Below are 23,813 nucleotides of genomic sequence, written 5' to 3'. Positions count from 1 at the left end.
CTTTTTTTCTATTTCCCTTATTTTTTTCCGCAACTGTTTGCCAAGTGAACATGCTCATTAAAAATTTTGTTGTTAATTTGTTTTTCATATTTTTTTAATGTTTCATTTATTTTACTACCAGTTTTACTTTCGAAACTTTTCTCTAGTTCTGATGCTATATCTCTTGTATTTGTTTGTAAATCGTGAAATATCCCTATGTTTTTTTGAAGAGCATATGTATCTTCTTTTATAATATCTATTGATTTAAACTCTACCTCTGTTTTTAACATCATACGCTGCATTTCTTTTTCAATTTGTTTTTTAGCAGCTTGTAATTCATCAACAACCTGATTTGCTAAATCTCCCGCAGCTCCTGCAGCATTTTCGATTTGTTTTTCTATCTTTTTAATTTCTCCCATAAAATCGATCATATAATTATCCCCTTATTTAATTTGAAAATTTGATGCTAATTGGTTGTCTTTATCTCTTAGTGAATTTGCTGCATCACTAATATCATCTCCGAATCGGCTTAAACTCTTTTGTTCTTTTTTTAAAAGATGGATTAATTCTTCTGCTAGGTTTGCGTCATGAAAATAGTCATTTCCACCTTTTCTAATTTTAGCAATTTGTGAGATGGCTTCATCTACTTCGTGTTCTTCTAATAAATGATATCTTCCACCTGGCCCTGTTTCATGTTTTAATTGATTTTTTAACTTTTGAACTGCTTCAGCTTCGTTTCTTTGAAACTCTTCTATATTTTTTGCGATATCTGATAATCGATTGCTGAGTGTTTGAATTTTTTTTGCTTGTCTTATAATGTCTTCAGGTTCTAATTTTAATATGGGACTTCCATTTGAATGAAAGGATCCCTTAAATGTATCTCTGCCGTGTCCGTCCATAGTTAAACGTGTAAAAAGTCCTTGTTTTGTATCGTTCTGTCTCACTGTGTATTGCTTACCAATTAGAGGTGCACCGAATTGAGTGTGGTTACCAATCGGGTCATTTTCATGTGTATAATCAGTTGCTTTATTCTCCATTTTCCCTTCATCTACTCGTCTTTTTGCTTCAGGACTTAGTATACGATAGGGATTCGGTGCAGCATATGTAGTTGCATAACAATCTAATTCTGCAGCGATAAGGTCTGCTTCTGCACCACCTTTACTATGTCCAGTGGTATGAAGAGAAGAAGGGTTATATTTTGCTACGATGTCATTTTTTGTCCATTTTAATCCAGTATCAAATGATGTTTCAGAATCAGGTTTTATAGTTTGACTGTTACTTGGAGTAATTACTTTAGAATGTGTTTTAATTCCAAACGTAATCTGATCGATATCTGTTTCGAAATCTGCTAATTGGTTAGGCTCTGTCCCACGAAATGCTAGGATTATCTCATCATAATGTGTTGCATTTTCATCATATTTGTCTGCTGGTACTACTGCGATAGCTTCTAATCCATTTTTAACTTTTGGATAATCTGCATCAATTGATTCTATGACCCTCCAGGTTTGCCCATTAGCCCCTTCTATTGTGGCTCCTTTTTGTAAATAATCATCGTCATAAACGCTACTTGATAATTCGAAATAATCTTCATCTGTGGCAATGGTATTCTTTTTGAATTCACCCATATGTTTCAACTCGTTTCATGGTATATTTTAACTATATTCAAATACAAGGGGATTTTAAATGAAAAAGAAATTGGTAATTATTTTATCCATTATTTGTATTATAGCAGGAGGGTATTTTACAATGGAATACTTAAAACAAAAAGAAAAAGAAGAACAATTTTGGAAACGACAAGGAGCACGAGTAGAAAAGTATATTCATCATAATGTTAAAAACGTGAAATCTATCACATTTACAGAACATAAAGTAAATCCAATGGGTATTCCTTATATAAAAGGATATATAAATGATGATAAGGAATTGTGGTTTAATGCTAGTATTAGTACTACAAAGGACTTTGAAAGTAAATTTGGATGTTCTGGAGAACTATATGATAACTACATGAAAAAACCAGCAAAGTCCGTATCTGAAATTGAAAAAGAAGAGAAGGAAAAGAAACAAGAGTAGTCTTTGCACTACTCTTTTCTTTTCTATCCCATTTTAAGAAGAATGCAATGGTAAGTTTTTTATAAGGGGAATTTCTAATGAAGAAAGTAATGATTTTGGTTGTATCTGCTGTGGTGATCATAGCAGGAGGATATTTTACAATGGAATACTTAAAACAAAAAGAAAAAGAAGAAAAGTTTTGGAAGGCACAAGAGGCACGAGTAGAAAAGTATATTCATTACAATATTCAAGATGTAAAATCTATTACATTTAAAGAACACAGTGTAAGTCCAATGGGTGTTCCCAGATTAAAAGGTTATATAAATAATAATGAAGAATTGGATTTTATAGCTTATATTAGTACTACAGAAAATTTCGAAGATGATTTTACACGTTCTGGAGAACTTGGAAAACTTATAAAAGACCCTGAAAAGTCGGTATCTGAAATTGAAAAAGAAGAGAAGGAAAAGAAACAAGAGTAGTCTTTGTGATTACTCTTGTTTTTTATTTAGGAAAACACTCTTAATTGTTGCTGTGGTATTTGTAATCGGAGGGGTATTTATTGTTGGTAGTATTGTAAATAATGGTTATGAACCACCTTCAAATCCAAGTATGCGAAACGATCGTACCCCTTTGAAGTATGCGTATTATGGTGGAGAATAGGACACTGGTGGTCTTTTTGGAGAAGCTAAATGTGTTATGAAACTGATGAATCGGATAATAGGTAGTATATAAAGGCCTTATCTTTTTATAGGAAGATAAGGCTTTTTTATGCATAAAAAAAGACACCCTAAGGTGCCTTCCTCCGACTTGAACTATCCTGTATAAATGCCATCCCGATTAATAAATTAAATTATAAAAATAATTTGTTATACTTCTATGTACCCTAGCTGATATAATGTATAAGGCAACTATTGGTTAATTAAAGGTACATATATATTAGGAGGTACATAAGCCATGTTAGAGGTAGTTTCGGCATTTTTCTTACTAATTCTCTATTCCATTGTTTATCTCTTTTCAAGTGGAGAAACTAAGCAAATAGCAAAAAAAAATTTAAAAGAAATTCTTAATAGTCCTGATGGAATAATAATATTAGTCTTTGCTGCGGCACTTTTAATCGGGGGGATATATTTATTATTATTATGATTTCAGATATCTTAGATTAAAAAGTATAAGGAAATTAATAGCGTGCATTAGGGAGGTACATAAGTAATGGTATTTATAATAGTGTTATTTTTCATATTTATAATCTCTATTATTCTTTCATTATTTTCAAAAGGTGAAACTCAGCAAGAAGCAAAAGAAGTTGTAAATGACATTGTTACCGGTCCTAATGGGAAAACACTCTTAATTGTTGCTGTGGTATTTGTAATCGGAGGGGTATTTATTGTTGGTAGTATTGTAAATAATGGTTATGAACCACCTTCAAATCCAAGTATGCGAAACGATCGTACCCCTTTGAAGTGTGCTCATTATGGTGGCGAATGGGACACTGGCGGTCTTTTTGGAGAAGCTAAATGTGTTTATAATAAAACTGATGAATCGGATAATAGATAATATACATAAAGAAAAGGCTCCCATATAAGGGTGCCTTTTCTAATAGTTTTTTAGCAGAAGCAAGAAGCTCCAACAATAATTAATAATATGAACAATACAACTAATAAAGCAAATCCTCCTGCAAAGCCACAGCCTTCGCCGCAACTACCACCATATCCCATAACAATGGTGCCTCCTTTAGATCAGAAGGTAAAAATAGGGTTCATTCCATGTGATTTAATGGGTTCACATTACCTTATGTATTTAGGAATGAATTGAGCAGGTCCTCTTAAAAATAAAAAAAAGACGCCATAAAGCGCCTCCCATTTGGGTAAATAAGAAGTAAGGTTTCCAAGATAACTGAAAAAATAGAACAGGTGGTTAGAGTTTATCATATTCTTTTGCCGAATGAACATGCATTATTACATATCATCACAACCCCCTCTATTTTCCATTTGATAAAGTGTATTACCAAAATTCAAATAAATATTTCTAAAAATTAAAAATATTTACAAAAGTTTAAAAGTGATATATTTAAGGTGCGAGTTATAAAAAACATTTAAGGAGGATTTATTATGTTTAAGAAATTAGTAGTAGGAACATTAGCAACTGGTATCGCATTAACTGGAGGGATTGGAGCAGCATCAGCAAGTACAGAAGGTGTAGATAATACTAAAAATTCAGCACCAATTATCCAACGTACCCAAATACTTAAAGATGATTTCAGTCTAATAAATGGTGAAAGAGAAGTATCGTTTGAGCATGTAAAAAAAGCAGATATGAGAGTTCATATGACAAACAATACTAAAGGTACACTTGACTGGTCTTTAAAAGACTCAAAAGGTAATGTTATTGGTTCTGGATCGTTAGCAGCAGGAAAGGGTTTTACAAATACGTACAATACTCTTCCAAAAGGTAAATATAAGCTTAAAGTTACTCACAGAAATGGTGGTTCTGGATCGTTCTATGCAGCTGCTCGTACTTTAGACTAGTATACATAGAACCATTTTAAGCGTATTGAAGACGAACGATCAGAGAGTTTGGGGATTAAGGAGTTTTGTCATAATATCATCGTTTGCAAATACAAAGTCACAAAATGCAGAAAAAAGACACCCTAAGGTGCCTTTTACGCTGTAATAAATTTAAATACATAGTACATAAAGAATAACAAAGATAGACTTGCTAATCTGCCAGCAATTGATTCTTTCATAAATTTCATAAGTATCACTTTGACAATCAATGCTAAGAATAACGGTATAAACATTACCATAGCAAGTTTGATAGCTAAGTCGTTTATAGTTGGATTAAACGCTTCAAAGTTAATAATGATATTCACTTATCCCTCTTTTTTATCTATTCATATTTATAATTAGATTTATATTGTTTTGACTAATAAAGAGACGTTAATTTGAGAACCATTTATTTTTGGATTATAAGAGTACTCTCACATTTACGACAAGCAATCTTCTCTTCTTCAAAAATGAATAGATTTTCAGCATCACATTCTGGGCATACAACTGCAAATGGTGTTTTTATATTTTTATAGCATAGGAAAGAAAAGAATGCCATGATTAGAGCAGGTATAATAAGCATCATAATTAAGAATAGGCCCGCAAACAAGCCTGTAATTATGGAAAGTGGTTTCATTAGTTTTCTACCTACAGAGTTTACTTGATTATCCTTTTTACGAAAAGCAGTAACAAGGTAAGTTTGGGTTTCTTTTATTGGCTCAAATGCATTTACCGTATTGTAATCTTGTTCATCCATAGTGGGATAGGAAGTGTTTGGTCCTTGATACCCTCGTTGTATATAATAGTTGTTTGACTCAGCTATTCGTGGTGTATACGAGATTCCAGTTCCAGGTACATAAGTTGTTGTTCTTGATTCAGGTGGAATGGAGTTCCCTCCCATACCTGTGTACGTAAAGTTAATTTTCATACCCGGGGAAAACTGGATAATTCTACGAAACTTATAACCCATAATATTGTATCCTCTCCATCTAATTAATATAATTATTTACTAATTATAACAATTTTTTAGTATTTTATATCAATATATTTAGTTATAATGTATAAATATAATATAAATATTTAAATTAAATAATTCAAGGCATTTTATGAGTCCTTTTTTATAAAAAAAGACACCCAAAGGTGCCTTCCGACTTGAACCACTTTAATTTTAATAATATGTATTGGAATCCCATCCAATTATTATTTTACCATATTAAGTAATATTGTACATTGAGAAATATGGTTCAAATCTATATTTCTGATTTACTTGATTACATCACCAGAAACTCCAGACATTGCCATAATATCAATTATTTTATCCGATACAGTGGCTTCTTCTCCGCCTCCATAGTAGGCGTTTAATGCATCAATAAACCAATATGCATCGGCCGTTACTGATCTACCGGAAGATTTCATGGACTCAATCACAGTTTGAACATATATGAACTTATCATCAAATGACAAATTAACCCAATCCCTACCGGTTGCGCCTTTAATCTTTTCTACTTCTTCATTAGTTGATGAGGAAGTACTAGTTGAAGGTGATGGACTACTATTTTCAGGTCTGATATATTTTCCATCTTTTGCACTTGCATCGTAAATGATATTATTTTCAGCGACACTTTTTCCTTTATCATCTAAGTGAAGCCAATCTCCAATTAAGCCAGGTAGATTATAATTTGCGTAGTATTCGTGTTTCTCTGTTTTTAATACAACATTTAACAATTCACATCTAACGCCTTTTCCACAGTATAATTCTCCCTCACCATCTTTACCTTGTGGCGTTTCGCTTTGTTTCTTGATGATTTTACCTATGGATACCAAGTATTCATATTGTTCTTTAGGTTGTAAGTTATCAAATGAATCGTTAAGATAAACTACGATATCATAATAATAATATGGATTTTTAGCATTTTGATCTGATTTTTCTATTTCTTTATATGTTGCGGATTTTAGGTGCTTTTTAATCTCTTTATCATTCGGGATTTCGGAAACAATACTATCCAAATTCTCGGTGGTTTGCTCTGGGCCACCACAACCCGATAAAACTAACATTGCCATGATAATAGTTAAAATGACTCTTTTCATAACTTTCCTCAATTCCTGTTGTTTTTCCTAGAAGTAATCTGCAAAATAAGAGCACTCTTTCGAGTGCCTTCAACTATTCTACTTTTAATTTAATTTCTTTACCCATCATTCCGCCACGAGCTTTTAAAACTAAGCCTTGTGCGTCAGTAGGAACATCGAAAATGATTTTACCTGTTTGAGTTAAACCGGGGTTAAGTTGTTTTAGGAAGAAATCCGATTTACCACCATTTCCAATATCATAAGCTGTTTGAGCTTGTGTAGAATACTTAAATTCACGGTCCTGATTATCCATTAATTTAAAGCTATTTGCGTCTACAGTGATAGCATCTTTTTGGTTATTTGTAATTGAAATTTCAACTACTTTAAATATACCTTGTGCTTTTTCATTTAAATATTCTCCACCAACAGAGTCTACTGATTCAACAGATCCTACAGTAATTTTCACTTTAGAAGATTCTCCCTCTTTAGAAAGCTCTTTTTTAGGTTCTTCTTTCTTTGGCTCTTCCTTCTTTTTAGGTTCTTCCTTTTTCACTTCTTCTTTTTTAGGCTCTTCTTTTACCTCTGTAGAAGCTTGCTGAGTTGTTTCTTTAGCTTTAGGTTTCTCTTCTTTATCCTTTGTTGGTATTAATATCATAGCTAACACAAGGCATACAATCGAACTAATAAATAGTTTCGCCTTAGGTTTTCTTTTGAATAGAGCAATGATAAATAACACAAACAGAACTATTGAAGCTAGAAAAATTAATACCGCTAGTGTTTCCATATTTCATCCACCTTTTCTGATAATTTCAGGTCAAAATGTAAGATTTCAGAGCTTATCATAGCAAACTATTAATTGTTATATTGTCATATTTTGTCGAATGAAAATAAAAAAGAGAGCCGGAGCTCTCTAAAATCATTTATCAATAATTATCCCCACTAGATTCATAATAATATGAATCTGAATTACCACAGCAGATGCATGTTGTTTGTTGGATAAATAATGGACTAAGTTCAGCGTTAGCTGTAGTGGCATTTGAGAAAGTTATACTTTGAACATCCTCAAATAAGAAAGTTTTTCTATCTCCTGGTGTTAATGTAATTGTTTGTGGCGTTGTGGAATTAAATGTTCTAATAGTCAATGTAACAAACGCAGCAAATACAGGGCTAAAACTAAAGCGAATTAGAGTTTTATTGTGATTAGTTGTAAAATTTTCAAATAGGGTAATTGTAGAACCAGGTGGAATTTCAAGACTTGTAGGGGTAGTTTCAGAGCCGAAAATTGTAAATGTCTCTATGAAACAGTTTTTGGAGTTTGAAGGGTTGCATGATTTATCTTTTTTCTTGTAATATTTCTTTCCATCTTTGCAGAAATAATCTGCCATATCTAATCATTCCTCTCAAAAAAGAGTTTAAGGTTGTCCCATATATATTATGAAGGTTGTATAAAAAGGTTCTAGTTTAAAAAGAGTAAATAAAAAAGAGCGCCGAAGCCCTCATTGGATAATTTGGTAATGTTTTGTAAAAAAACACCTGTGGATATTGGAAATGATTTCTTTTATGATGAAATCAAATCATAGTATATCCCTGTTGTTTTGCAACATTTTGACATACAACGCTAATTGTTTAGCGAAATGCCCTTGCTGACGTCCGTCTAGCTCCTCGTAAGCTCGTTGGATGTCATTGCAAAATTTAAAACTTATTGCTAATCATAAAAAAGACATTCTAAGGTGCCTTTCTTCAACTTACCCCCTTAACATCAGGTGTTATCTACATAATTGAAGAGATAAAACACCCCTACATTAGTAATTACTTCACGTCCCTATTTTAAGTTTACAAAATCCCAAAAATCCCCCTCTTATAAAAAATAAAAAGAGGAGGATTTTTTTATTAATCTACATGTTAAGTGTGTACAAATCCTAAGGCATACGATCTTTTAAATCTGCTAAAGGTATAAGCTTGTCGACAAGCCATAATTTCTTATTTCCATCATAGATAAGATTTATTTGCATTAATGACATATTATCAGATGAAACACCATTAACTGTAATTTTACTTTTCACTTTTGCCAATACATTTGCTTTTGTAGTATCCAAAAATGCATAATACAACTCGCCACCTGTGTATTCAGATTGAAATGAAACTTTCTTCTTTTCTTTCTCATCTCCAGTTCCAGGAGCAGATTGCGTTGGTTCACCTGGTGGTGTTAATTCTTTCTTTGCATTTGGTGTTATATATGCATCGATATTAGCAAGGTAAGATTCGCCTTTACCTGTATCATAAGTACGGAAAGCTTTAAGAAATCGTTCTGCAGCTTCTTTTACTTGTTGTTGATTATTACTCTTTAGAGCTGACAATTCCTTTTTCGTATCGATGTATTGTGCCTCCACCTTTTCCACTTTTTTCGTTAATTTTATATTATCAGTTTTAAGTTTTTCGTTATCAGATTGATATTTTATTAAGAAACCTATACTAGCTATTAATAAAATTGTTAGTATAATGGTGATTTTCTTCATGATTTACCTCCTTTTCGCAGTTTCATAAGTTGCTAGGTGTTACATGCACTATTATCTAACTACACGACCATACCCTGCAAAATGCTGTTGAAAATACGGTTTACTTAAATCAGCATAGCCAATTGGATCGCCAGCATGATACATTGTATTATTTCCTACATAAATGCCAACATGCGTAATGTAGTTACTTGTAGCATAAGTGCTATGGAAAAATACTAAATCTCCTGGCTTAGGATCTGTTACACGTTGGGTTTTATCCCATTGGTTTTGTGCAGTACCAAATAAATTAATACCAACCCTTGAATACGTATACTCAATAATTCCACTACAGTCAAATGATGTATTTGGCGTTCGCCCTCCAAAAACATATGGCCATCCTTGATACTTTAGTGCTTCTGCCATAATTGCTTGGAATACATCATCACCTAAAACACTACCACCAGCAATTCCACCAGAACCACCAGGAGTTTGTCCAGGTTGATAGTATCTCATAATATGTGGGACATAATCGGGATCACCATAGCACCAATTATTAGCTACAGCCTCTGCACTTCGCCACGAACCACATTTATACCCATTTTTAGCTGATTGCTCTGCAGAAAATGCTCTTGCATTCTCGTGTGTATATCCACCTTTCGAAACTGCATAGTTAGCGTATCCAGTTCCGTAGTTATAACATTGTAATGTGGTATTTTGATCACCATTGGATTTTTTATGACAATCAGCAAAATGCATTAAACCATATTTTATACTTTCCTCTGGATCAGTAAAATACCCTGGAGGATGCCCCTGTGATTCCGAGCTTTGCATTACATCTAATTGTGTTCCAGAACTTTCTTGTTGGATAAGAGCAAGAATTAAAGGAGTCATTGCTTCAATACCATGCTGTGCAGCATATTTCCTTACCAATGGCTCCCATCTCATTACTTCAGGACTAACACTTGCAGTACCTGGGGCAAAAGGACCACCAATTCCTCCAGGACTGACTTCATCTTCACTCATACTCGCAGTTAATAAAAATATCACAATGCCTAAACCGGCAACAACAGCTAGAATAATACCGGCTATTATTAATAATGGATTCGCAACAGCAACTGTAGCTGCCTTTTGAGCTACTTTAACTGCTACTTTCTTCCCTACTTGTGCAACTGCTTTACCCGCTACTTTTGTTCCTTTACCAGCCGTCTTCCCTAAAGAATGGCCTGCCTTTTTCAAGGCAGGCTTAGCATTCCCTAGTTCAGCTTCAGGATAATGTTCATTTTCAAAGTCGCGATTTGGTTCCGCACTCAATGTATAAACCCTCCCTCACGAGCTGAATTATTTTAGTTTTATGGTTTCTTTTGCTTTTACATTTTTTAAAGCTTCTTGCTGTGTTTGTGCTTTTGCGTTAACTTTCTTAATATCTGCTCCTTCTTTTACATGTTGTTGATTATTCACTTTAGGAATATTTTTATTTTGTTGTTGATTAACTTGTTTTACCTCTACTTGTTTTTGTGGTGTACTCACATGGGAAGTAGTAACTGGCTTACTCTCAACCGGATTCGCTGGTATTGGTGTTGTTCCTGACTGTGGTGTTGTGATTGGTTTGCTCTCAATCGGATTCGATTGTAACGGTGTTGTTCCTGACTGTGGTGTTGTGATTGGTTTGCTCTCAATCGGATTCGCTGGTATTGGTGTTGTTCCTGACTGTGGTGTTGTGATTGGTTTGCTCTCAATCGGATTCGATTGTAACGGTGTTGTTCCTGACTGTGGTATTGTGATTGGCTTGCTCTCAATCGGATTCGCTGGTATTGGTGTTGTTCCTGACTGTGATGTTGTGATTGGTTTGCTCTCAATCGGATTCGATTGTAACGGTGTTGTTCCTGACTGTGGTGTTGTAATTGGTTTACTCTCAATCGGATTCGCTGGTATTGGTATCGTCCCTGACTGTGGTATTATAATCGGTTTATCATCCGTTGACTTAGTTTGACCCGTTGGTATTTTAATTGCCGCTACTGGTTTTACTTCCGCTTTTACATCTTCTTCTTTATCTTTTAGTTCTGCTTGTTGTATTTCAGAATCATTATCTTGATGTTTCCCTCGTACTGCTAATTCCTGATTCTCTTTAGTTGCGGCTACTTCTTCCTTAACCCTTTCTTGCTCTTTTTCCTTGCGCTTACCATCTGCTACCTTTTCTTTTCTATCAGCATAGTTTTCTTTCAACTGTTTAAACTTACTATAGCCTGATTTACCTACTTTTCCGGCCATTGCCGCACTTGCAACACCCGCGGCTCCAGCTACTGCTACACCTCTTCCAACTGACTTAGATCCACGTCTAACATCACGATATTTCTGCCTAATATTACTCATAGCATCTGATGCGCGTGCAGCTCCTGTACTTGCTGGTACTGTAGTAATAGCATCAAAAATTGTTTTACGGTATAACCAAACACCTAAGAATGAAAGTACTTGTAATGCAGCTACAACTAAATACCCATATTTGTCGGTAGCGCTAAATAGGATTGACGATACCCAAAACATTAAAGTAACCAGAAAGCCTATTGCTACTTTCATTAAAAGTGTTCTAAATAATTCAGCTAAGAACCTTTTAGCTGTTCCAGTCCAGGCTGGAACTAATGCCATTAATAACATTACAGGTGACATTAAAGCTACAATAATAAACATTAATTGATAGAATAACATCGCCATACTGCATAATCCAAGAACGATCCATAAAGGTAGATTAATTGCTCCAAGTAATAATACAAGTGCCCCTCTTTCAAAAGTAGCATCTAACGAGAGTGTTTGGTTTTTCTGAACCTCAACTTCATCCTTTAAAAGAGCTTTTCTTTCTTCAGGATCTGTCGTTGTTAACATTTTCTTAATTCTCTCATCACCAATTTTCTTCATATCTGTTGTACCAAACTGTAATAACGTATAAGGTTGTTTGATTAATAGAGTATGTGTTAAATCAGTGATAGAATCGACACCACTTGAATATCCTTCACTTGCTCCATTAATACTTTGAGTGGAATCAAGAACAGTTTTATTTACTTGTTCGGAGAAAGTGTTTAGTCCTTTGATAATATAACTTGAGTTTGCGAAAAAACCTAAAGTAAAAACTAAGATCCCTAATGCTTTTAACAATCCTCCTAGCATCTCTGACTGACGTCGTTGTACAAAACCTACCCAGATAACCCAGCAGGCTAATAAAGCTAACATAAGTCCAATTAATTCACTATATATTCCATTACCCCAAGAACCATTGAACCCTGCTGCTTTAGATATTACATCGCCTAATTTATCTCCTACATCAGCTACAATATTGAAACTCATAGATTGGCCGACCATACTTGTAACAAAAGTACTAATTCCAAGATTAATGGTCCATCCAATACTTATAAGACTAAATAATACAGCAACCATTTGTTCTTTAACTTTATCCCCCCATTTCCAAAACTTAAGGGATTCACCAAATCCACCTTCTGGTGTATAAATATCAATCCCATAGCTACTTGGAGGGTATTCTTCATATTTTAATTTTTCCTTATTCTTTGGAATAATATCGTCTATAAGAGAAGGTCTGGGTTCTTCCTCTGCATATACTGGAGCAGCTTTAAAAAGTAAATTAAATGCTAAAAGCAAAGTACAAATGAATAACAATAGGGTAATAAACTTTTTCATTACATGTTACTCCCCCTTTTATGGGAAACCTATTAATCTTTCGAACTAAACTCATTTGTCGGTTTAGTATTTGCTACTTCATCAATTTCATTTCGTTCAGGGCCGGTATAACTTCGAACTTTGAACCCATCTTCTGTACGAACTACTCTTACCCATTTCACTGCTTTATCGATATTCTTAGGGGGCTTCTTTGAAATAAAGTTATACATAATTGTGTCCTTATCTACCACATATTCTTTTACAGTGTAATCTTTGTAAGATAAATTATTTTGAGGTCCTTTATTAGGGTCCAATATTTTATTTTTCTCCCCATCGACAACTAATTTACGTATTGTTTTATAATCATGTTGTAAGTCGGCCTTTACAAAATCAAGCATCATTTCTCTTGGAGTGTGCCCCTGTTTATCTTTTTCTTCTCCTACATTTGTTTCGCTATTTCCACATGCCGCGCTCAGAATTAGAGCGCCAGCACATAGGCTAGATAGCATTAATTTTTTTAGTTTAGTTTTTACCATGTTAACTCACTCCTACATTTATTTTTTCTCCCCCTTCTTCGACAAAGGTTGCATTAACTTCCTGCTTTTCATCATCATTTGACTTTCTATAATTCTTTCTTGCAATTGGTCTTGTATCGAATGCATCGTATAAATCCTTAAACACTACATCCATTGTGACAACACCTGTTCTTCCTTGGATATCTTGGAATAAGCATTGTCCTGTTTCTAAATTAGTAACAATCGCATGATTTTCCTCATTATCAGGTAATCCAAAGAAATCTAAGATTGAAGAAATCTCTTTACTGTCGGTATTACGGAATGAGAACTTCATACCGATATTATTTTTAAACGTCTCATCTCCTAGGTCACTTGCACTTTGAGTAGCAAAGTATACTGCAGAGTTTAAAGCACGACCTTCACGAACTAGCTTACGAGCTAACTCTCGCCCTTGAGAAGTTCCCATGATTGCCCATGCTTCATCTAATAGAACAATTTTGAATTTAGTAGGGTCCTTTTGAAAGAATTTTCTTGCAAAAGAAGACAGAGACATCAACATACTAACTGATAAATTTTCTTGTAAGGTATAATCTTTCGGATCTTTTTGAATGTCTGGCATATCAAGATGCTGAATTTGTATGATATTTACTGCTGTATCAAGTTCAATATCTCTATTTGTCCCATCACCAAAGATTAAGTGTGCAAAGGATAAATTCTCAAATGCTTGAATATGAGCAGCTAATTGTTGATCCACTTTATCCTCACTATCTTCAAGGTATTGAGATACAGCTGTTAAGCATGGCTCTTCCATTCCTGCTACGAATTCTACGGCTGAAGCTAAGCGCGGGAATTTTTCCGAGTTATCTGGTTTAATACCTGTAATGAAAGTAAGAATTGTCATTGCTAACTCAATTGCATCTTTTCGGCTATGTTTATGAATGATAAATGGGTCTAGTTTCCCTTCATCTCGTCTATCAGTCCCTAGTGTAATTACATTTACCTTACCTTCTAAGCCATGTAGATCTTCTGTCCAGTTCCCCCTCTCACCTTTTGGATCGACTATCAGTGTTTGAGCTCCTCCTAGTACTGCTAGGTAAACAATTAAGTTCGTTCCAAATGATTTACCAGAACCAGTACTTCCTGTTACCGCAACTGAAAGTGCGCTCGTTTTTTGATTTGCAACAGTATTTGTCGCTGCGAGAGAAGGTGTCATATAAACTGCTTTGTTTAAAATACCAGTTGTACCTATATAAAATCCGATATTATCACCTAAATCTTGTGTTGCACCAAACATACCGGCTGCCAGAACTCCGGGCTCCATAAAATGTATATAATCATTTACATATCTTCTAGCACCAGGGATAAATTCATTAAACAGCAGGAACTGATCCCCATATGGTCTAACTAGCTCAATCATCATCTCTCTATAAATAGAAATAAGTGAATTGGTATTTCGGCGCATTGTATCTAAATCTTCAGCACATATACAGAAAGATACTGATGTCTTAACTAGTGGCATACGTGTCTTTTGTATAAGGGCTTGTAATTCAGTAGCTTCTTGAACACCTTCATACACGTTTAACCCAACAGTTTGTGCATTTTCCCTTGCATGTGCTTCTTGATCTTCTAAATCTTTTTTCTTTTTATTAAGTTTAGATAGAGCTTTACGATGGTTAATATTTTCTGTACGAACACTTAGTTCGATTGGGAAATCTATATTTTGGATCATATACATCCACTCTTGGTCTGGAAATTCCATTGTGTATGGAATCTTCGATGCCGATAAGAAACTCATATATGCTGGATACTCTAATCCATCAGAACCGATTTGGGACATTTCTATATGTCTTCCTTTAACGTCTATTTCGGATTCTGTTAAGCGTAATAAACTCTCTTGATTCGGAAAGATAGCAGAATCATCATCAACTACAGGTGGCGTCCACCCTGCTGTAACAGGTGCTTCCAATGTACGATAGAAGTTTCGTAAAACAATCCATTGTGTTTCATTTGTTTCTAAACTTCTTACTGCTAAATGTTTTCTTATTTTGTTTTTAAAAGCGCTAGATTCCCGTTTAAACATCTCTAAATCAGTTTTTAATATTTTGGTATCACCAAGTAATCCAAACTGTTCTGCAGTATTTTTAAAGGTATGAAATGCTGTATAAAGCATTTCTTTAAGTCCTTCTTGTATGTGTCTTACTTTTAATTTCACACCAATAAAATAACGATATTCTACAGCGTTTTTACCAAATTTCCTTTCTAACTCATGGACAACGTCATCAGTATGATCGATTGCAAGCTCTTTTAGTTCTCCACTGATTGTTTGTTTAAACTCATCGGCTTTTTCTTTGAAATTCTGATAAACAGGTATCATTAAGAGATGTTTTTCTTCTTCATAATTCCAAAATAATCCGAGTTGTCGCATAAACAACGTATTTTTATCATCGTCTCCTTTAAATTCGTAAGGAATCCCGTATGCCTCATAATACGCCCAGCAAGAACCATCTTGGTTAAAAATCAAATTATCATGAAAATATTTGACTGGAAATTCAACCTGATTCATTTGTGCCTCCTTAGAGAAGAATATGAGACTAAACTAATTCTTCTGTATAGATTAATTAATTACTTCTTCTTAATTAAATCATCCTTAAATCGAACTACTGTCTTATATTGATAGCTTCCAATATTACCAGTTGTATCTTTATAACGACTCAACTTTTTTCTTTCAAATGTGAATACAAAGAATCGATACATAAATTTGTGTGGGCTTTTTCCATCTAATTCTACATTTCCAAAGAAGTACGCTATACCACCAGGTAATATCAAATATTTGAAAAAGACATTCTCTCCTAAGGGTAAAAACTGATTTAAAAATATAATTACTAAAAGTGTCCCAACAAAGATTCCCAGTTGTCTGTAAGGGACTGGGAAAGGGAGTGTTATGTCCCTTATCCCATATAAACTCTTTGGAATATCCCAAATAGAGTTATAAGTCCTTACTTCCTTACGAGTAGGTTTCTGAGTCACTTATACCAACTCCTTAAAAATTTATGAGTTTTAATAGTTATCATTTGAAAACTAAGTTATATAATTTTGTTCCAAGGTCTTTAAATACGTCTGGTGAGAATACAAATACTGAAACAATTGCACAAAGTACCAGCCAACCAATTAAACCTGCCATTTGTCGTTTTACAAGTAGAACAATTACACCGATGATTGCACAAACTAAAAAGATTGGACCTAACTGAGCTACTAACCAGTTTTTAATATTTACCCCAAAATTAATGTTCCCTAGAACCGCGGCATCTGTAATAGCAGGTAATAGCTGAGCAACTATATCTAATCCCAAAAGCTCCATAATTATTTACCCTCCACTTTCTCTAATGTGTTTTCAAATTTCTTCATAGAGCTAATTGAAAACTTGTTATCTTTATTTACAAGATTTAAATCATATGTGTATGTGTACTCTAAGCTGCTATCATTGTCTTTTAACTTGGCATCAACTAAGACTCTGTATCCTTTATCCTTATCTTCATAAATTCGTAGGTTTTCTAATTTGCTAAATGTCATAATACCTTTTAGTCCATTTGTTATATTACTTTTTTCAAAGTAGTAAGCAATTTCTTCTGGTGTTCCTTCTGTATACACTTTAAATACAGAATGTAAAAATTGTTCTACTTTTTTTATTTCTGCTTCTGTATTAATTTCTCGTCCTTCTGATTTGAAAGTGGCTACTTTATAAGGTGCCTTTTCTCTCTCTCCATGAACGATTGTAGGGTTGTTAGGGACTACCATCTTCCCTTTCTCCATTAAAATTGGAATAGAGAAGTACCTTGTAACTTCTTTTGGTTCTTTTTGTGTGTCTGGAGCTTGTGTCGTTCCAGGAGCAGGATTATTTACAGGTTCTAGTTTCTGAATGATCTTCAATGTAACTTCTGCTTCATTTCCTTTTTGCCGGACTTCTACTGCTTCCGATTTGACTAAAGTACTAGAAGCGTTTTTTAAAGTATCCCTATTTAATCCACCTTGCTCATTGGATCCATCAACTAGAAATTTCTCTAATCGTTTTTTTCGCTCTTCAGCTACATTCATATCAACTTTCCAATTAAAATAATTGGTGGCAAAACTATTCGCATATGCAATTAATTCTGCTTCTGACATTTTAATTTTTACGGGTTCCTCTTTCTTTTCCTGAACAGCTACTGCTCTAGGAGGACCGGCAAGTTGGATAAATGAAAGGGAGCTTCCTGCAAACACGAATCCCATCACACACCAAAATGTAACCTTACCTACTTTTCTTCCTGTTATCGCTGGAACTTTTTCCCTTGTTTTACGTTTCTTCTTTTCTTTAAGTGCTTCTGAATTTTCTTGTTGCATATCTAATATTTCAGTTGTTTTATTCTTTGCTTTTTTAAAGAATGTAAATTTCTTTTTTTCCGCGTTTTCCTGGGATTTCTTTTTTACCATGTCTTCACCTCTCTTTTTAAATGGTTAGGAGATTACCAAGTTCATTGTAATTTCCACTAATCAACTATCTACTTTAAGTATGATTTACTTTTTTCGGAAATCTAAGAGAAATAAAAAAAATTGTGTTTTATATCAAAAATTTTTTAGAATGATTAAAACTAAATATACTGTTTATTAAAGTACATAAAAAAACCAATTCCATTAAGAAATGAAATTGGTTTTACACAGGATCTATTCTCTATAGTAAGTATTACACAATATAAAAACCTAATATAATATATATCTTTAATATATATAAAGAAAAAAGATAAAACTTTTATACAGAGAAAAAATCGTCTTAAAACATTGCTGTGCTAAGGGTTCATCATTACTCTAGCCGTAAAAAATCATAAAAAGTAAATACTGGGAATGAACTTAATGAGCTGGATGATGATTAAAAACTACAAAATATCGTAAAGTAGGTATATAAAAACTACATATAATCATCGTTAATTTGATGCGAGTAAATGAATAAATAATAAATGTAAATTTTGCTGATTTATGAACAAGCTTTCCACATTTCTTAAAAACTACACACAATTTATTAACAAATAGGTCAAAGTTAGGAACAGAATCCACTTTTTAAACATAACTAACAGAAGTTTTTCTGATTTTAAGTAGATTTAGAGGTAAAACATGATAAGAACAGTACTTAAGGCTTTATGTTATACACATCAGGTCAAAATTATTAAGATATCAACAGAATTATAAAAAAATATTTATGCTTTTTTGTAGATAAAATGACACAAAAGAATCGAAAATTCAGATTTTAAAAAACAGAAATTGTGAATATCTTATTTTGATTTACGTGCAATGTATGTAATTGCATAAAAAATAGAGAGTCGTGATCATTAAAATTGAAAACTTACTCTCTGTTTTGTTTGAAGTAATACTCTTCACATGTTATCTCCAACACGAATAGCCCTCCACTTTTGCTTTTTTCAAAAATAGAGAGCTGTATCATTGCATTGCTGGAAGCAGCTGATCAACCGTATGTGGTATTTCATTTGTTGAACGGTAATATGCTTCTAAAGATTGTAGGAACGGAATTAAATCAAAGTCTTCAGGGACTTCAATTACACGAATCTTTTCCTTCGGCAATTTATCAATTTTTTCAATGAACAGTTCACGAATATCGCTAGGGATTTGATTTCCTTTATGTCCACTAGCCTTTAAGAGTTCGCGAATTTCAATTTCTAATGCTGTATATGCGTTAATATTTACGCCCTGCTCATAAGCATATTTTCTAAATAGTGATTCCTCTTGATACTGCATGTAATTACGATGATATGCATCTATAGTTACGGGTACAGCATATTTCGCATGAAGCAGGTCATGCGCTTTACGGAATAGCTTTTGAACATTGCGTAAAGAGTATATAGCAAAATGAGTACCAAATTTAAAAATGGCCTCTTCTTGTTCATGTTTAGGTACATTGTGTGTAATTAAAGGATAAATACCAGTTTTAGCAGCTGTGTCTAATACACGATATTGAGAAGATTGCTTTAATAATTTACTTAGTGTATAAACAAGCTTTTTCGGATATCCTTCTTGTCGATCAATCATTTCCCGTAAGCCACGAACTACTTGGCGAATTTGACGATGACAGGAGTGTTTTAAAACGTTAATGAATTGGTTCATATCCTTTGCAAATTCAGAAATATTCATTTCAACTAACAAGTTTTCTATGAATTTAGCTTTACGCTTATATGTATCTCGTGGTGTAAATGGATCACGGTATTCTGCTCCTTCTTCTTTTGCACATAAGAAATCAGGATGTACAGATAAATGCAATGTTGTGTATTGCTTTTTATTCTGCTTCCCTTTTTCTAACTTGCAAATTTTAAATAAAGGAGATCCAGTAGCAGAAAGTTTTGTTTCTAATTCCTCAAGTACAGCACGAATCTGATGTGGGTATTTCTTATGTAAGTAACGATACATACCACCAAAGTGTGTTGAGTTTCCTTGTTCATCAACTTTGAATAAAGAACGTTTCAGGGTAGTTTCGCGTTTCTGCTGCATTGCTACATCCATGAATAGTTTCTTAGCTGCAATGGATAACTCAAAGAATTCTTTGGTAAATACTATCGGGCTAATAAATGTATATGCATTTGCTTTATTCGTTTCTTTATTCATGAAATCAGTTAAGGTGATTTTATATTTACCACTGTACTCATTTTCGATTGTAATGATGTTATGGAAACTTAACTTCTTCAAAGCTACATAAAATTGTGAGTGGTGAATATGTGCAAATGCTTCTTTATAATTTTTATAATCTTCCCAAAGCATATGGATCGATACATGCGAAAGCTCACCATATGTATTACATTTTTTATGAAGAAATAGAAATACTTCTAAATCAGCATTTGTAATTCCATATAGCTTATGTTTTCTGCCTTCGTTTTTATCAAATTCACTTACTTTATCTACAATCTTTTTCATTTTCAGTGAAAAAGATGGCTTTGCTTTAGCAACAAACCCCTCTTCATCTGCAATTCGTTCTTCATAGGACATTGAATTCACAATGTCTTCTAGATAAGTATCTTTAAAACTGTAATACTTACCTTCTAAAGCATTTACTAACTTTTGCCATGATTTAATTGTTACAATTACCGGTGTTGTTGTTTCACCATTCAAACTACGTTTGTTCTTTATAACGAAAGGTTTTGCCATCTTTTTCACCTCCTTTTATGTTAAGTTGCAGTTTTCCCCACAATTAGATATAGAATTTCATTTTTGATTATATCAAATCGAATACTGGTGAAATCTGTCCCTTTAAGAGGAAAAATAAAAAAATGAAACGTGCCCAAATCCCTTGGGGGACAAGGGATTTGACGTTTCATAAAAAAAAGTTTGTTGCCACCATAGGGCTATGAAGTTTTTTGAATATGAAACGTAGTATGTTGCGGGAGAAATCTTACTCAACCATTGATTTTATAGGGTTTTATGCTAATTTTGTTTTAAAGTTGTAGCCATCATATAGCTATAACGTTTCATATTTTGGATTGACTAAGAAATTTCTATAGATTTCGTATAAACACTGATATATAGGGAGTTATAACTGTTTTTAAATGAAAAGTTGTAGCCATCATACTGCTATAATCGTTTCATTTCGTTTCATGTTTCCTGCCGTCATATAGCTATAACGTTTCATGTTTTTAAAATAAGTTATATTTTATTGAAAGTTGCTGTAACCCTTGGTATATATAGATTTGTTTGAAGTTTTAAAGTGAAAGTTGTAGCCATCATATAGCTATAATAATTTTATCGTTTTTTCTTTCATATTTAATGAAATGGCTTTATATCAACGTTTATTAGTAAATTACATAGAATAAAAATTTTTTAGTCGAATGATTTTCAGGATATTCTCGTTTCATTTTTTTTTAGTTGTAGCCATCATATAGCTATAACGTTTCATAAATTACGAAATTATAACCACAATATAGCTATTCATTATTATAAGTAAGAAGTAATAGCCGTGATAAGACTATGCAGTTTCAAGTAATAGCTTATAGCCACGATAAGGCTATGCAGTTTCAAGTAATAGCTTATAGCCAAGATAAGGCTATGTAGTTTCAAATAAGAAGTAATAGCCAAGATAAGGCTATGTAGTTTCAAGTAAGAAGTAATAGCCGCGATAAGGCTACATAGTTTCAAGTAAGAAGTAATAGCCGCGATAAGGCTACATAGTTTCAAGTAAGAAGTAATAGCCGTGATAAGGCTATATAGTTTCAAGTAAGAAGTAATAGCCGCGATAAGGCTATATAGTTTCAAATAAGAGCTTATAGCCGCGATAAAGCTATATAGTTTCAAATAAGAGTTTATAGCCGTGATAAGGCTATGCAGTTTCAAATAAGAGTTTATAGCCAAGATAAGGCTATGTAGTTTCAAATAAGAGTTTATAGTCATGATAAGGCTATGTAGTTTCAAATAAGAGTTTATAGCCGTGATAAGGCTTATATAGTTTCAAGAAAGAAGTAATAGCCGCGATAAGACTATATAGTTTCAAATAAGAGTTTATAGCTGTGATAAGGCTTATATAGTTTCAAATAATAGCTTATGGCCAAGATAAAGCCATATAGTTTCAAATAAGAGTTTATAGCCAAGATAAGGCTATGTAGTTTTAAGTAAGAAGCAGCTGGGGTATTTGAATTTTGACTTAGAGTAACAAGTTATCTAGGCGTTAAGCAAAAAATAAGTGTGTTTAACTAATTTACTTTTAAAAATTGAAATTGTATTGTAAAGTAGTGATTTTACAAATAGAAGCAGTTTTATATAATTAAAGGCAAGTAAAGAGGATTTAAATGATCCAAAATAAAAGGAGTAAAAACCACACATAACATTTCACCTTAAAGGTTATGTGTGGTTTTTCATCTAAATGGGAAAAATAAACGCATTTTGATTCAGTTATTCGTTTAAAGTGAACTTCCATCAGTGGGAGTCTTATAGCCTGCGAATTGTGGGATGAAAAATGGACTAAGAATTTAATCTTAGTCCATTTCTTATTTTATATCCATTTTGTATGGAATGTACCTTCTTTATCTACTCGTTTATACGTATGCGCTCCAAAATAATCGCGCTGCGCTTGCAACAAGTTTGCAGGTAGTTTGGCAGTACGATAGCTGTCATAATAAGAAATTGCTGCTGAAAATGCAGGTATCGGAATGCCCTGTTGTACCGCCATTGAGATAATTTGGCGTAATCCGCCTTGATATGACTCTACAATTTCTTTAAAGTATGGATCAAGTAAAAGGTTCGGTAGGTCAGTGTTTGTCTCATAAGCCTCTTTAATGTTCTGTAAAAAGGCAGCACGTATAATGCATCCGCCTCTCCAAAGCATAGAAATGCTGCCAAAATCAAGGTTCCAATCATATTCCTCAGAAGCTGCCTTCAATTGCGTGAATCCTTGTGCATAAGAACAAATTTTACTCATATATAAAGCTTGGCGCACTGCTTCAATTAATTCAGCTTTTTCAACTCCAATCGCTGTTTTATCTTTAGGGCCAGATAAAACTTTGCTTGCGTTCACGCGCTCTTCTTTTAAAGCAGAAATGCAACGTGCAAATACAGATTCCGTGATAATAGGAAGAGAGATACCTAAATCAAGTGCGCTTTGACTTGTCCATTTCCCTGTACCCTTTTGTCCTGCAGTATCAAGAATAACATCCACTAATGGCTCACCAGTTTCTTCATCTTTCTTCTTGAAGATATCGGCTGTAATCTCAATTAGATAGCTGTTCAGTTCACCTTTATTCCATTCAGCAAATATTTCATGGAACTCTTCTGCAGTCAAATCAAGTGTTTGTTTCAAGAAGAAATATGCTTCACAAATTAATTGCATATCTCCATACTCAATACCGTTGTGAACCATCTTTACATAGTGGCCTGCCCCATTAGGGCCGATATAAGAACAGCAAGGCTCGTTATTCACTTTTGCAGAGATGTTTTCAAGCATATCCTTTACTTTTTCGTATGCATCCTTCTGTCCGCCTGGCATAATAGATGGTCCCTTCAATGCACCCTCTTCGCCGCCTGACACACCTGCCCCGATGAAATTGATTCCTTCTTCGGCAAGACGTTTGTTTCGGCGAATTGTATCGACAAAGTATGTATTACCACCGTCAATTAAAATATCACCTTTATCGAGGTGAGGGACTAGAGAATCAATCGCCTTATCTGTAATTTCCCCTGCATTAACCATTAATAAAATCTTTCTAGGTGATTCAAGTGAGTTAACAAACTCTTCAACTATATGAGTACCAACTAAGTTTTTACCACGGTTTTCCTCAATAATTTCATCAACTTTTTCCTTTGAAATATCATATAGGGCAACAGAATACCCTTTGCTCTCAAAGTTAAGTGCGAGGCTTTTTCCCATAACGCCCACACCAACAACTCCAATTTGTAACTTTTTCATATTCCATCGTTCCTTTCCATGTATGTTACTCTGTATTATAGTATATATACCTAAAATAACACTTTAATCAAATAAT

23 protein-coding genes and 2 pseudogenes are annotated in these 23,813 nt (G+C 33.6%); 6 read left to right on the top strand and 19 right to left on the bottom strand.

Annotated elements, in window-relative coordinates:
* Positions 1-17: 17 nt before the first annotated feature.
* Positions 18-410: a hypothetical protein gene (locus ACTFRU_RS23815; protein WP_000564895.1), complete on the bottom strand. Its 393-nt coding sequence runs from the start codon at positions 408-410 to the stop codon at positions 18-20.
* Positions 411-422: 12 nt separating this feature from the next.
* The gene (locus ACTFRU_RS23810; protein WP_440037915.1) at positions 423-1,604 is read right to left on the bottom strand and encodes a cytoplasmic protein; all 1,182 of its coding nucleotides are present in this window, start codon (positions 1,602-1,604) and stop codon (positions 423-425) included.
* Positions 1,605-1,662: 58 nt separating this feature from the next.
* On the opposite strand from ACTFRU_RS23810, the gene ACTFRU_RS23805 reads away from it, so the two are divergent.
* The 5 genes and pseudogenes from ACTFRU_RS23805 (at position 1,663) to ACTFRU_RS23785 (ending at position 3,585) form a co-directional block, all read left to right on the top strand.
* Positions 1,663-2,049 carry a DUF1433 domain-containing protein gene (locus tag ACTFRU_RS23805; RefSeq protein ID WP_131252045.1) on the top strand — a complete coding sequence of 129 codons (387 nt, stop codon included), beginning with the start codon at positions 1,663-1,665 and terminating at the stop codon, positions 2,047-2,049.
* A gap of 77 nt (positions 2,050-2,126) precedes the next feature.
* The gene (locus ACTFRU_RS23800) at positions 2,127-2,510 is read left to right on the top strand and encodes a DUF1433 domain-containing protein (protein ID WP_131252047.1); all 384 of its coding nucleotides are present in this window, start codon (positions 2,127-2,129) and stop codon (positions 2,508-2,510) included.
* 31 nt (positions 2,511-2,541) lie between these two features.
* Positions 2,542-2,756, top strand: a pseudogene (locus ACTFRU_RS23795) (hypothetical protein); the annotation flags it as partial.
* 229 nt (positions 2,757-2,985) lie between these two features.
* Entirely contained in the window at positions 2,986-3,174 is a 189-nt protein-coding gene (locus tag ACTFRU_RS23790; protein ID WP_440037914.1) for a hypothetical protein, read from the top strand.
* Between the two features lie 66 nt (positions 3,175-3,240).
* Complete coding sequence (locus ACTFRU_RS23785; RefSeq protein ID WP_163061992.1) at positions 3,241-3,585, top strand: hypothetical protein; 345 nt, start codon at positions 3,241-3,243, stop codon at positions 3,583-3,585.
* Between the two features lie 50 nt (positions 3,586-3,635).
* Here the strand turns inward: ACTFRU_RS23785 and ACTFRU_RS23780 are convergent, their stop codons facing one another.
* Positions 3,636-3,746: a YjcZ family sporulation protein gene (locus ACTFRU_RS23780; RefSeq protein WP_000540373.1), complete on the bottom strand. Its 111-nt coding sequence runs from the start codon at positions 3,744-3,746 to the stop codon at positions 3,636-3,638.
* Positions 3,747-4,139: 393 nt separating this feature from the next.
* Between ACTFRU_RS23780 and ACTFRU_RS23775 the strand changes: the two genes are divergently transcribed.
* Positions 4,140-4,556: a hypothetical protein gene (locus ACTFRU_RS23775; protein ID WP_000473846.1), complete on the top strand. Its 417-nt coding sequence runs from the start codon at positions 4,140-4,142 to the stop codon at positions 4,554-4,556.
* A 134-nt stretch (positions 4,557-4,690) separates the two neighbouring features.
* Here ACTFRU_RS23775 and ACTFRU_RS23770 read toward each other — a convergent pair whose 3' ends face one another.
* From ACTFRU_RS23770 to gndA, 16 genes and pseudogenes are all read right to left on the bottom strand, one after another.
* Positions 4,691-4,900 (bottom strand): hypothetical protein, encoded by a 210-nt coding sequence (locus ACTFRU_RS23770; RefSeq protein ID WP_426937886.1) that lies wholly within the window; start codon positions 4,898-4,900, stop codon positions 4,691-4,693.
* An 83-nt stretch (positions 4,901-4,983) separates the two neighbouring features.
* Complete coding sequence (locus tag ACTFRU_RS23765) at positions 4,984-5,544, bottom strand: DUF4236 domain-containing protein (RefSeq protein ID WP_078386615.1); 561 nt, start codon at positions 5,542-5,544, stop codon at positions 4,984-4,986.
* 293 nt (positions 5,545-5,837) lie between these two features.
* On the bottom strand, positions 5,838-6,662 hold the full coding sequence (locus tag ACTFRU_RS23760; protein WP_069604149.1) for an NADH dehydrogenase: 825 nt from the start codon (positions 6,660-6,662) through the stop codon (positions 5,838-5,840).
* 73 nt (positions 6,663-6,735) lie between these two features.
* Positions 6,736-7,425, bottom strand: coding sequence for a DUF4352 domain-containing protein (locus ACTFRU_RS23755; protein ID WP_069604148.1), 690 nt, complete (start codon positions 7,423-7,425; stop codon positions 6,736-6,738).
* Between the two features lie 139 nt (positions 7,426-7,564).
* Positions 7,565-8,026: a hypothetical protein gene (locus ACTFRU_RS23750; protein WP_069604147.1), complete on the bottom strand. Its 462-nt coding sequence runs from the start codon at positions 8,024-8,026 to the stop codon at positions 7,565-7,567.
* Positions 8,027-8,215: 189 nt separating this feature from the next.
* Positions 8,216-8,326 (bottom strand): annotated as a pseudogene (locus tag ACTFRU_RS23745) (XRE family transcriptional regulator); the annotation flags it as partial.
* 234 nt (positions 8,327-8,560) lie between these two features.
* Entirely contained in the window at positions 8,561-9,157 is a 597-nt protein-coding gene (locus ACTFRU_RS23740) for a hypothetical protein (RefSeq protein ID WP_078386613.1), read from the bottom strand.
* Between the two features lie 51 nt (positions 9,158-9,208).
* Positions 9,209-10,447, bottom strand: a complete 1,239-nt coding sequence (locus ACTFRU_RS23735; RefSeq protein WP_440037913.1) for a lysozyme family protein — start codon at positions 10,445-10,447, stop codon at positions 9,209-9,211.
* A 27-nt stretch (positions 10,448-10,474) separates the two neighbouring features.
* Positions 10,475-12,820, bottom strand: a complete 2,346-nt coding sequence (locus tag ACTFRU_RS23730) for a CD3337/EF1877 family mobilome membrane protein (RefSeq protein WP_440037912.1) — start codon at positions 12,818-12,820, stop codon at positions 10,475-10,477.
* Between the two features lie 32 nt (positions 12,821-12,852).
* Positions 12,853-13,335: a hypothetical protein gene (locus tag ACTFRU_RS23725; RefSeq protein WP_071680271.1), complete on the bottom strand. Its 483-nt coding sequence runs from the start codon at positions 13,333-13,335 to the stop codon at positions 12,853-12,855.
* A gap of 1 nt (position 13,336) precedes the next feature.
* Positions 13,337-15,877: an ATP-binding protein gene (locus ACTFRU_RS23720; RefSeq protein WP_440037911.1), complete on the bottom strand. Its 2,541-nt coding sequence runs from the start codon at positions 15,875-15,877 to the stop codon at positions 13,337-13,339.
* A gap of 59 nt (positions 15,878-15,936) precedes the next feature.
* A complete protein-coding gene (locus tag ACTFRU_RS23715; protein WP_078386609.1) occupies positions 15,937-16,341 on the bottom strand; it encodes a TcpE family conjugal transfer membrane protein in 405 nt (134 codons plus the stop codon).
* Positions 16,342-16,381: 40 nt separating this feature from the next.
* A complete protein-coding gene (locus ACTFRU_RS23710; RefSeq protein WP_098529585.1) occupies positions 16,382-16,672 on the bottom strand; it encodes a hypothetical protein in 291 nt (96 codons plus the stop codon).
* Between the two features lie 2 nt (positions 16,673-16,674).
* On the bottom strand, positions 16,675-17,781 hold the full coding sequence (locus tag ACTFRU_RS23705) for a conjugal transfer protein (protein WP_098593322.1): 1,107 nt from the start codon (positions 17,779-17,781) through the stop codon (positions 16,675-16,677).
* A 999-nt stretch (positions 17,782-18,780) separates the two neighbouring features.
* Positions 18,781-20,493 carry a hypothetical protein gene (locus tag ACTFRU_RS23700; protein WP_173602548.1) on the bottom strand — a complete coding sequence of 571 codons (1,713 nt, stop codon included), beginning with the start codon at positions 20,491-20,493 and terminating at the stop codon, positions 18,781-18,783.
* Positions 20,494-22,327: 1,834 nt separating this feature from the next.
* Positions 22,328-23,737: an NADP-dependent phosphogluconate dehydrogenase gene (gene gndA, locus ACTFRU_RS23695; protein ID WP_173602547.1), complete on the bottom strand. Its 1,410-nt coding sequence runs from the start codon at positions 23,735-23,737 to the stop codon at positions 22,328-22,330.
* Between the last annotated feature and the right edge of the window lie 76 nt (positions 23,738-23,813).

Origin of the sequence: Bacillus cereus group sp. MYBK220-1 (assembly GCF_051916445.1) — a bacterium.
Classification (GTDB): Bacteria; Bacillota; Bacilli; order Bacillales; family Bacillaceae_G; genus Bacillus_A; species Bacillus_A cereus.
This window is presented reverse-complemented; position numbering and strand designations above follow the sequence as displayed.

What these genes read in the sequence shown, in the direction of transcription:
- ACTFRU_RS23815 (WP_000564895.1), bottom strand. Translation starts at nt 410, where the DNA reads ATGATCGATTTTATGGGAGAAATTAAAAAGATAGAAAAACAAATCGAA.
- ACTFRU_RS23810 (WP_440037915.1), bottom strand. Translation starts at nt 1,604, where the DNA reads ATGGGTGAATTCAAAAAGAATACCATTGCCACAGATGAAGATTATTTC.
- ACTFRU_RS23805 (WP_131252045.1), top strand. Translation starts at nt 1,663, where the DNA reads ATGAAAAAGAAATTGGTAATTATTTTATCCATTATTTGTATTATAGCA.
- ACTFRU_RS23800 (WP_131252047.1), top strand. Translation starts at nt 2,127, where the DNA reads ATGAAGAAAGTAATGATTTTGGTTGTATCTGCTGTGGTGATCATAGCA.
- ACTFRU_RS23790 (WP_440037914.1), top strand. Translation starts at nt 2,986, where the DNA reads ATGTTAGAGGTAGTTTCGGCATTTTTCTTACTAATTCTCTATTCCATT.
- ACTFRU_RS23785 (WP_163061992.1), top strand. Translation starts at nt 3,241, where the DNA reads ATGGTATTTATAATAGTGTTATTTTTCATATTTATAATCTCTATTATT.
- ACTFRU_RS23780 (WP_000540373.1), bottom strand. Translation starts at nt 3,746, where the DNA reads ATGGGATATGGTGGTAGTTGCGGCGAAGGCTGTGGCTTTGCAGGAGGA.
- ACTFRU_RS23775 (WP_000473846.1), top strand. Translation starts at nt 4,140, where the DNA reads ATGTTTAAGAAATTAGTAGTAGGAACATTAGCAACTGGTATCGCATTA.
- ACTFRU_RS23765 (WP_078386615.1), bottom strand. Translation starts at nt 5,544, where the DNA reads ATGGGTTATAAGTTTCGTAGAATTATCCAGTTTTCCCCGGGTATGAAA.
- ACTFRU_RS23760 (WP_069604149.1), bottom strand. Translation starts at nt 6,662, where the DNA reads ATGAAAAGAGTCATTTTAACTATTATCATGGCAATGTTAGTTTTATCG.
- ACTFRU_RS23755 (WP_069604148.1), bottom strand. Translation starts at nt 7,425, where the DNA reads ATGGAAACACTAGCGGTATTAATTTTTCTAGCTTCAATAGTTCTGTTT.
- ACTFRU_RS23750 (WP_069604147.1), bottom strand. Translation starts at nt 8,026, where the DNA reads ATGGCAGATTATTTCTGCAAAGATGGAAAGAAATATTACAAGAAAAAA.
- ACTFRU_RS23740 (WP_078386613.1), bottom strand. Translation starts at nt 9,157, where the DNA reads ATGAAGAAAATCACCATTATACTAACAATTTTATTAATAGCTAGTATA.
- ACTFRU_RS23730 (WP_440037912.1), bottom strand. Translation starts at nt 12,820, where the DNA reads ATGAAAAAGTTTATTACCCTATTGTTATTCATTTGTACTTTGCTTTTA.
- ACTFRU_RS23725 (WP_071680271.1), bottom strand. Translation starts at nt 13,335, where the DNA reads ATGGTAAAAACTAAACTAAAAAAATTAATGCTATCTAGCCTATGTGCT.
- ACTFRU_RS23720 (WP_440037911.1), bottom strand. Translation starts at nt 15,877, where the DNA reads ATGAATCAGGTTGAATTTCCAGTCAAATATTTTCATGATAATTTGATT.
- ACTFRU_RS23710 (WP_098529585.1), bottom strand. Translation starts at nt 16,672, where the DNA reads ATGGAGCTTTTGGGATTAGATATAGTTGCTCAGCTATTACCTGCTATT.
- ACTFRU_RS23705 (WP_098593322.1), bottom strand. Translation starts at nt 17,781, where the DNA reads ATGGTAAAAAAGAAATCCCAGGAAAACGCGGAAAAAAAGAAATTTACA.
- ACTFRU_RS23700 (WP_173602548.1), bottom strand. Translation starts at nt 20,493, where the DNA reads ATGGCAAAACCTTTCGTTATAAAGAACAAACGTAGTTTGAATGGTGAA.
- gndA (WP_173602547.1), bottom strand. Translation starts at nt 23,737, where the DNA reads ATGAAAAAGTTACAAATTGGAGTTGTTGGTGTGGGCGTTATGGGAAAA.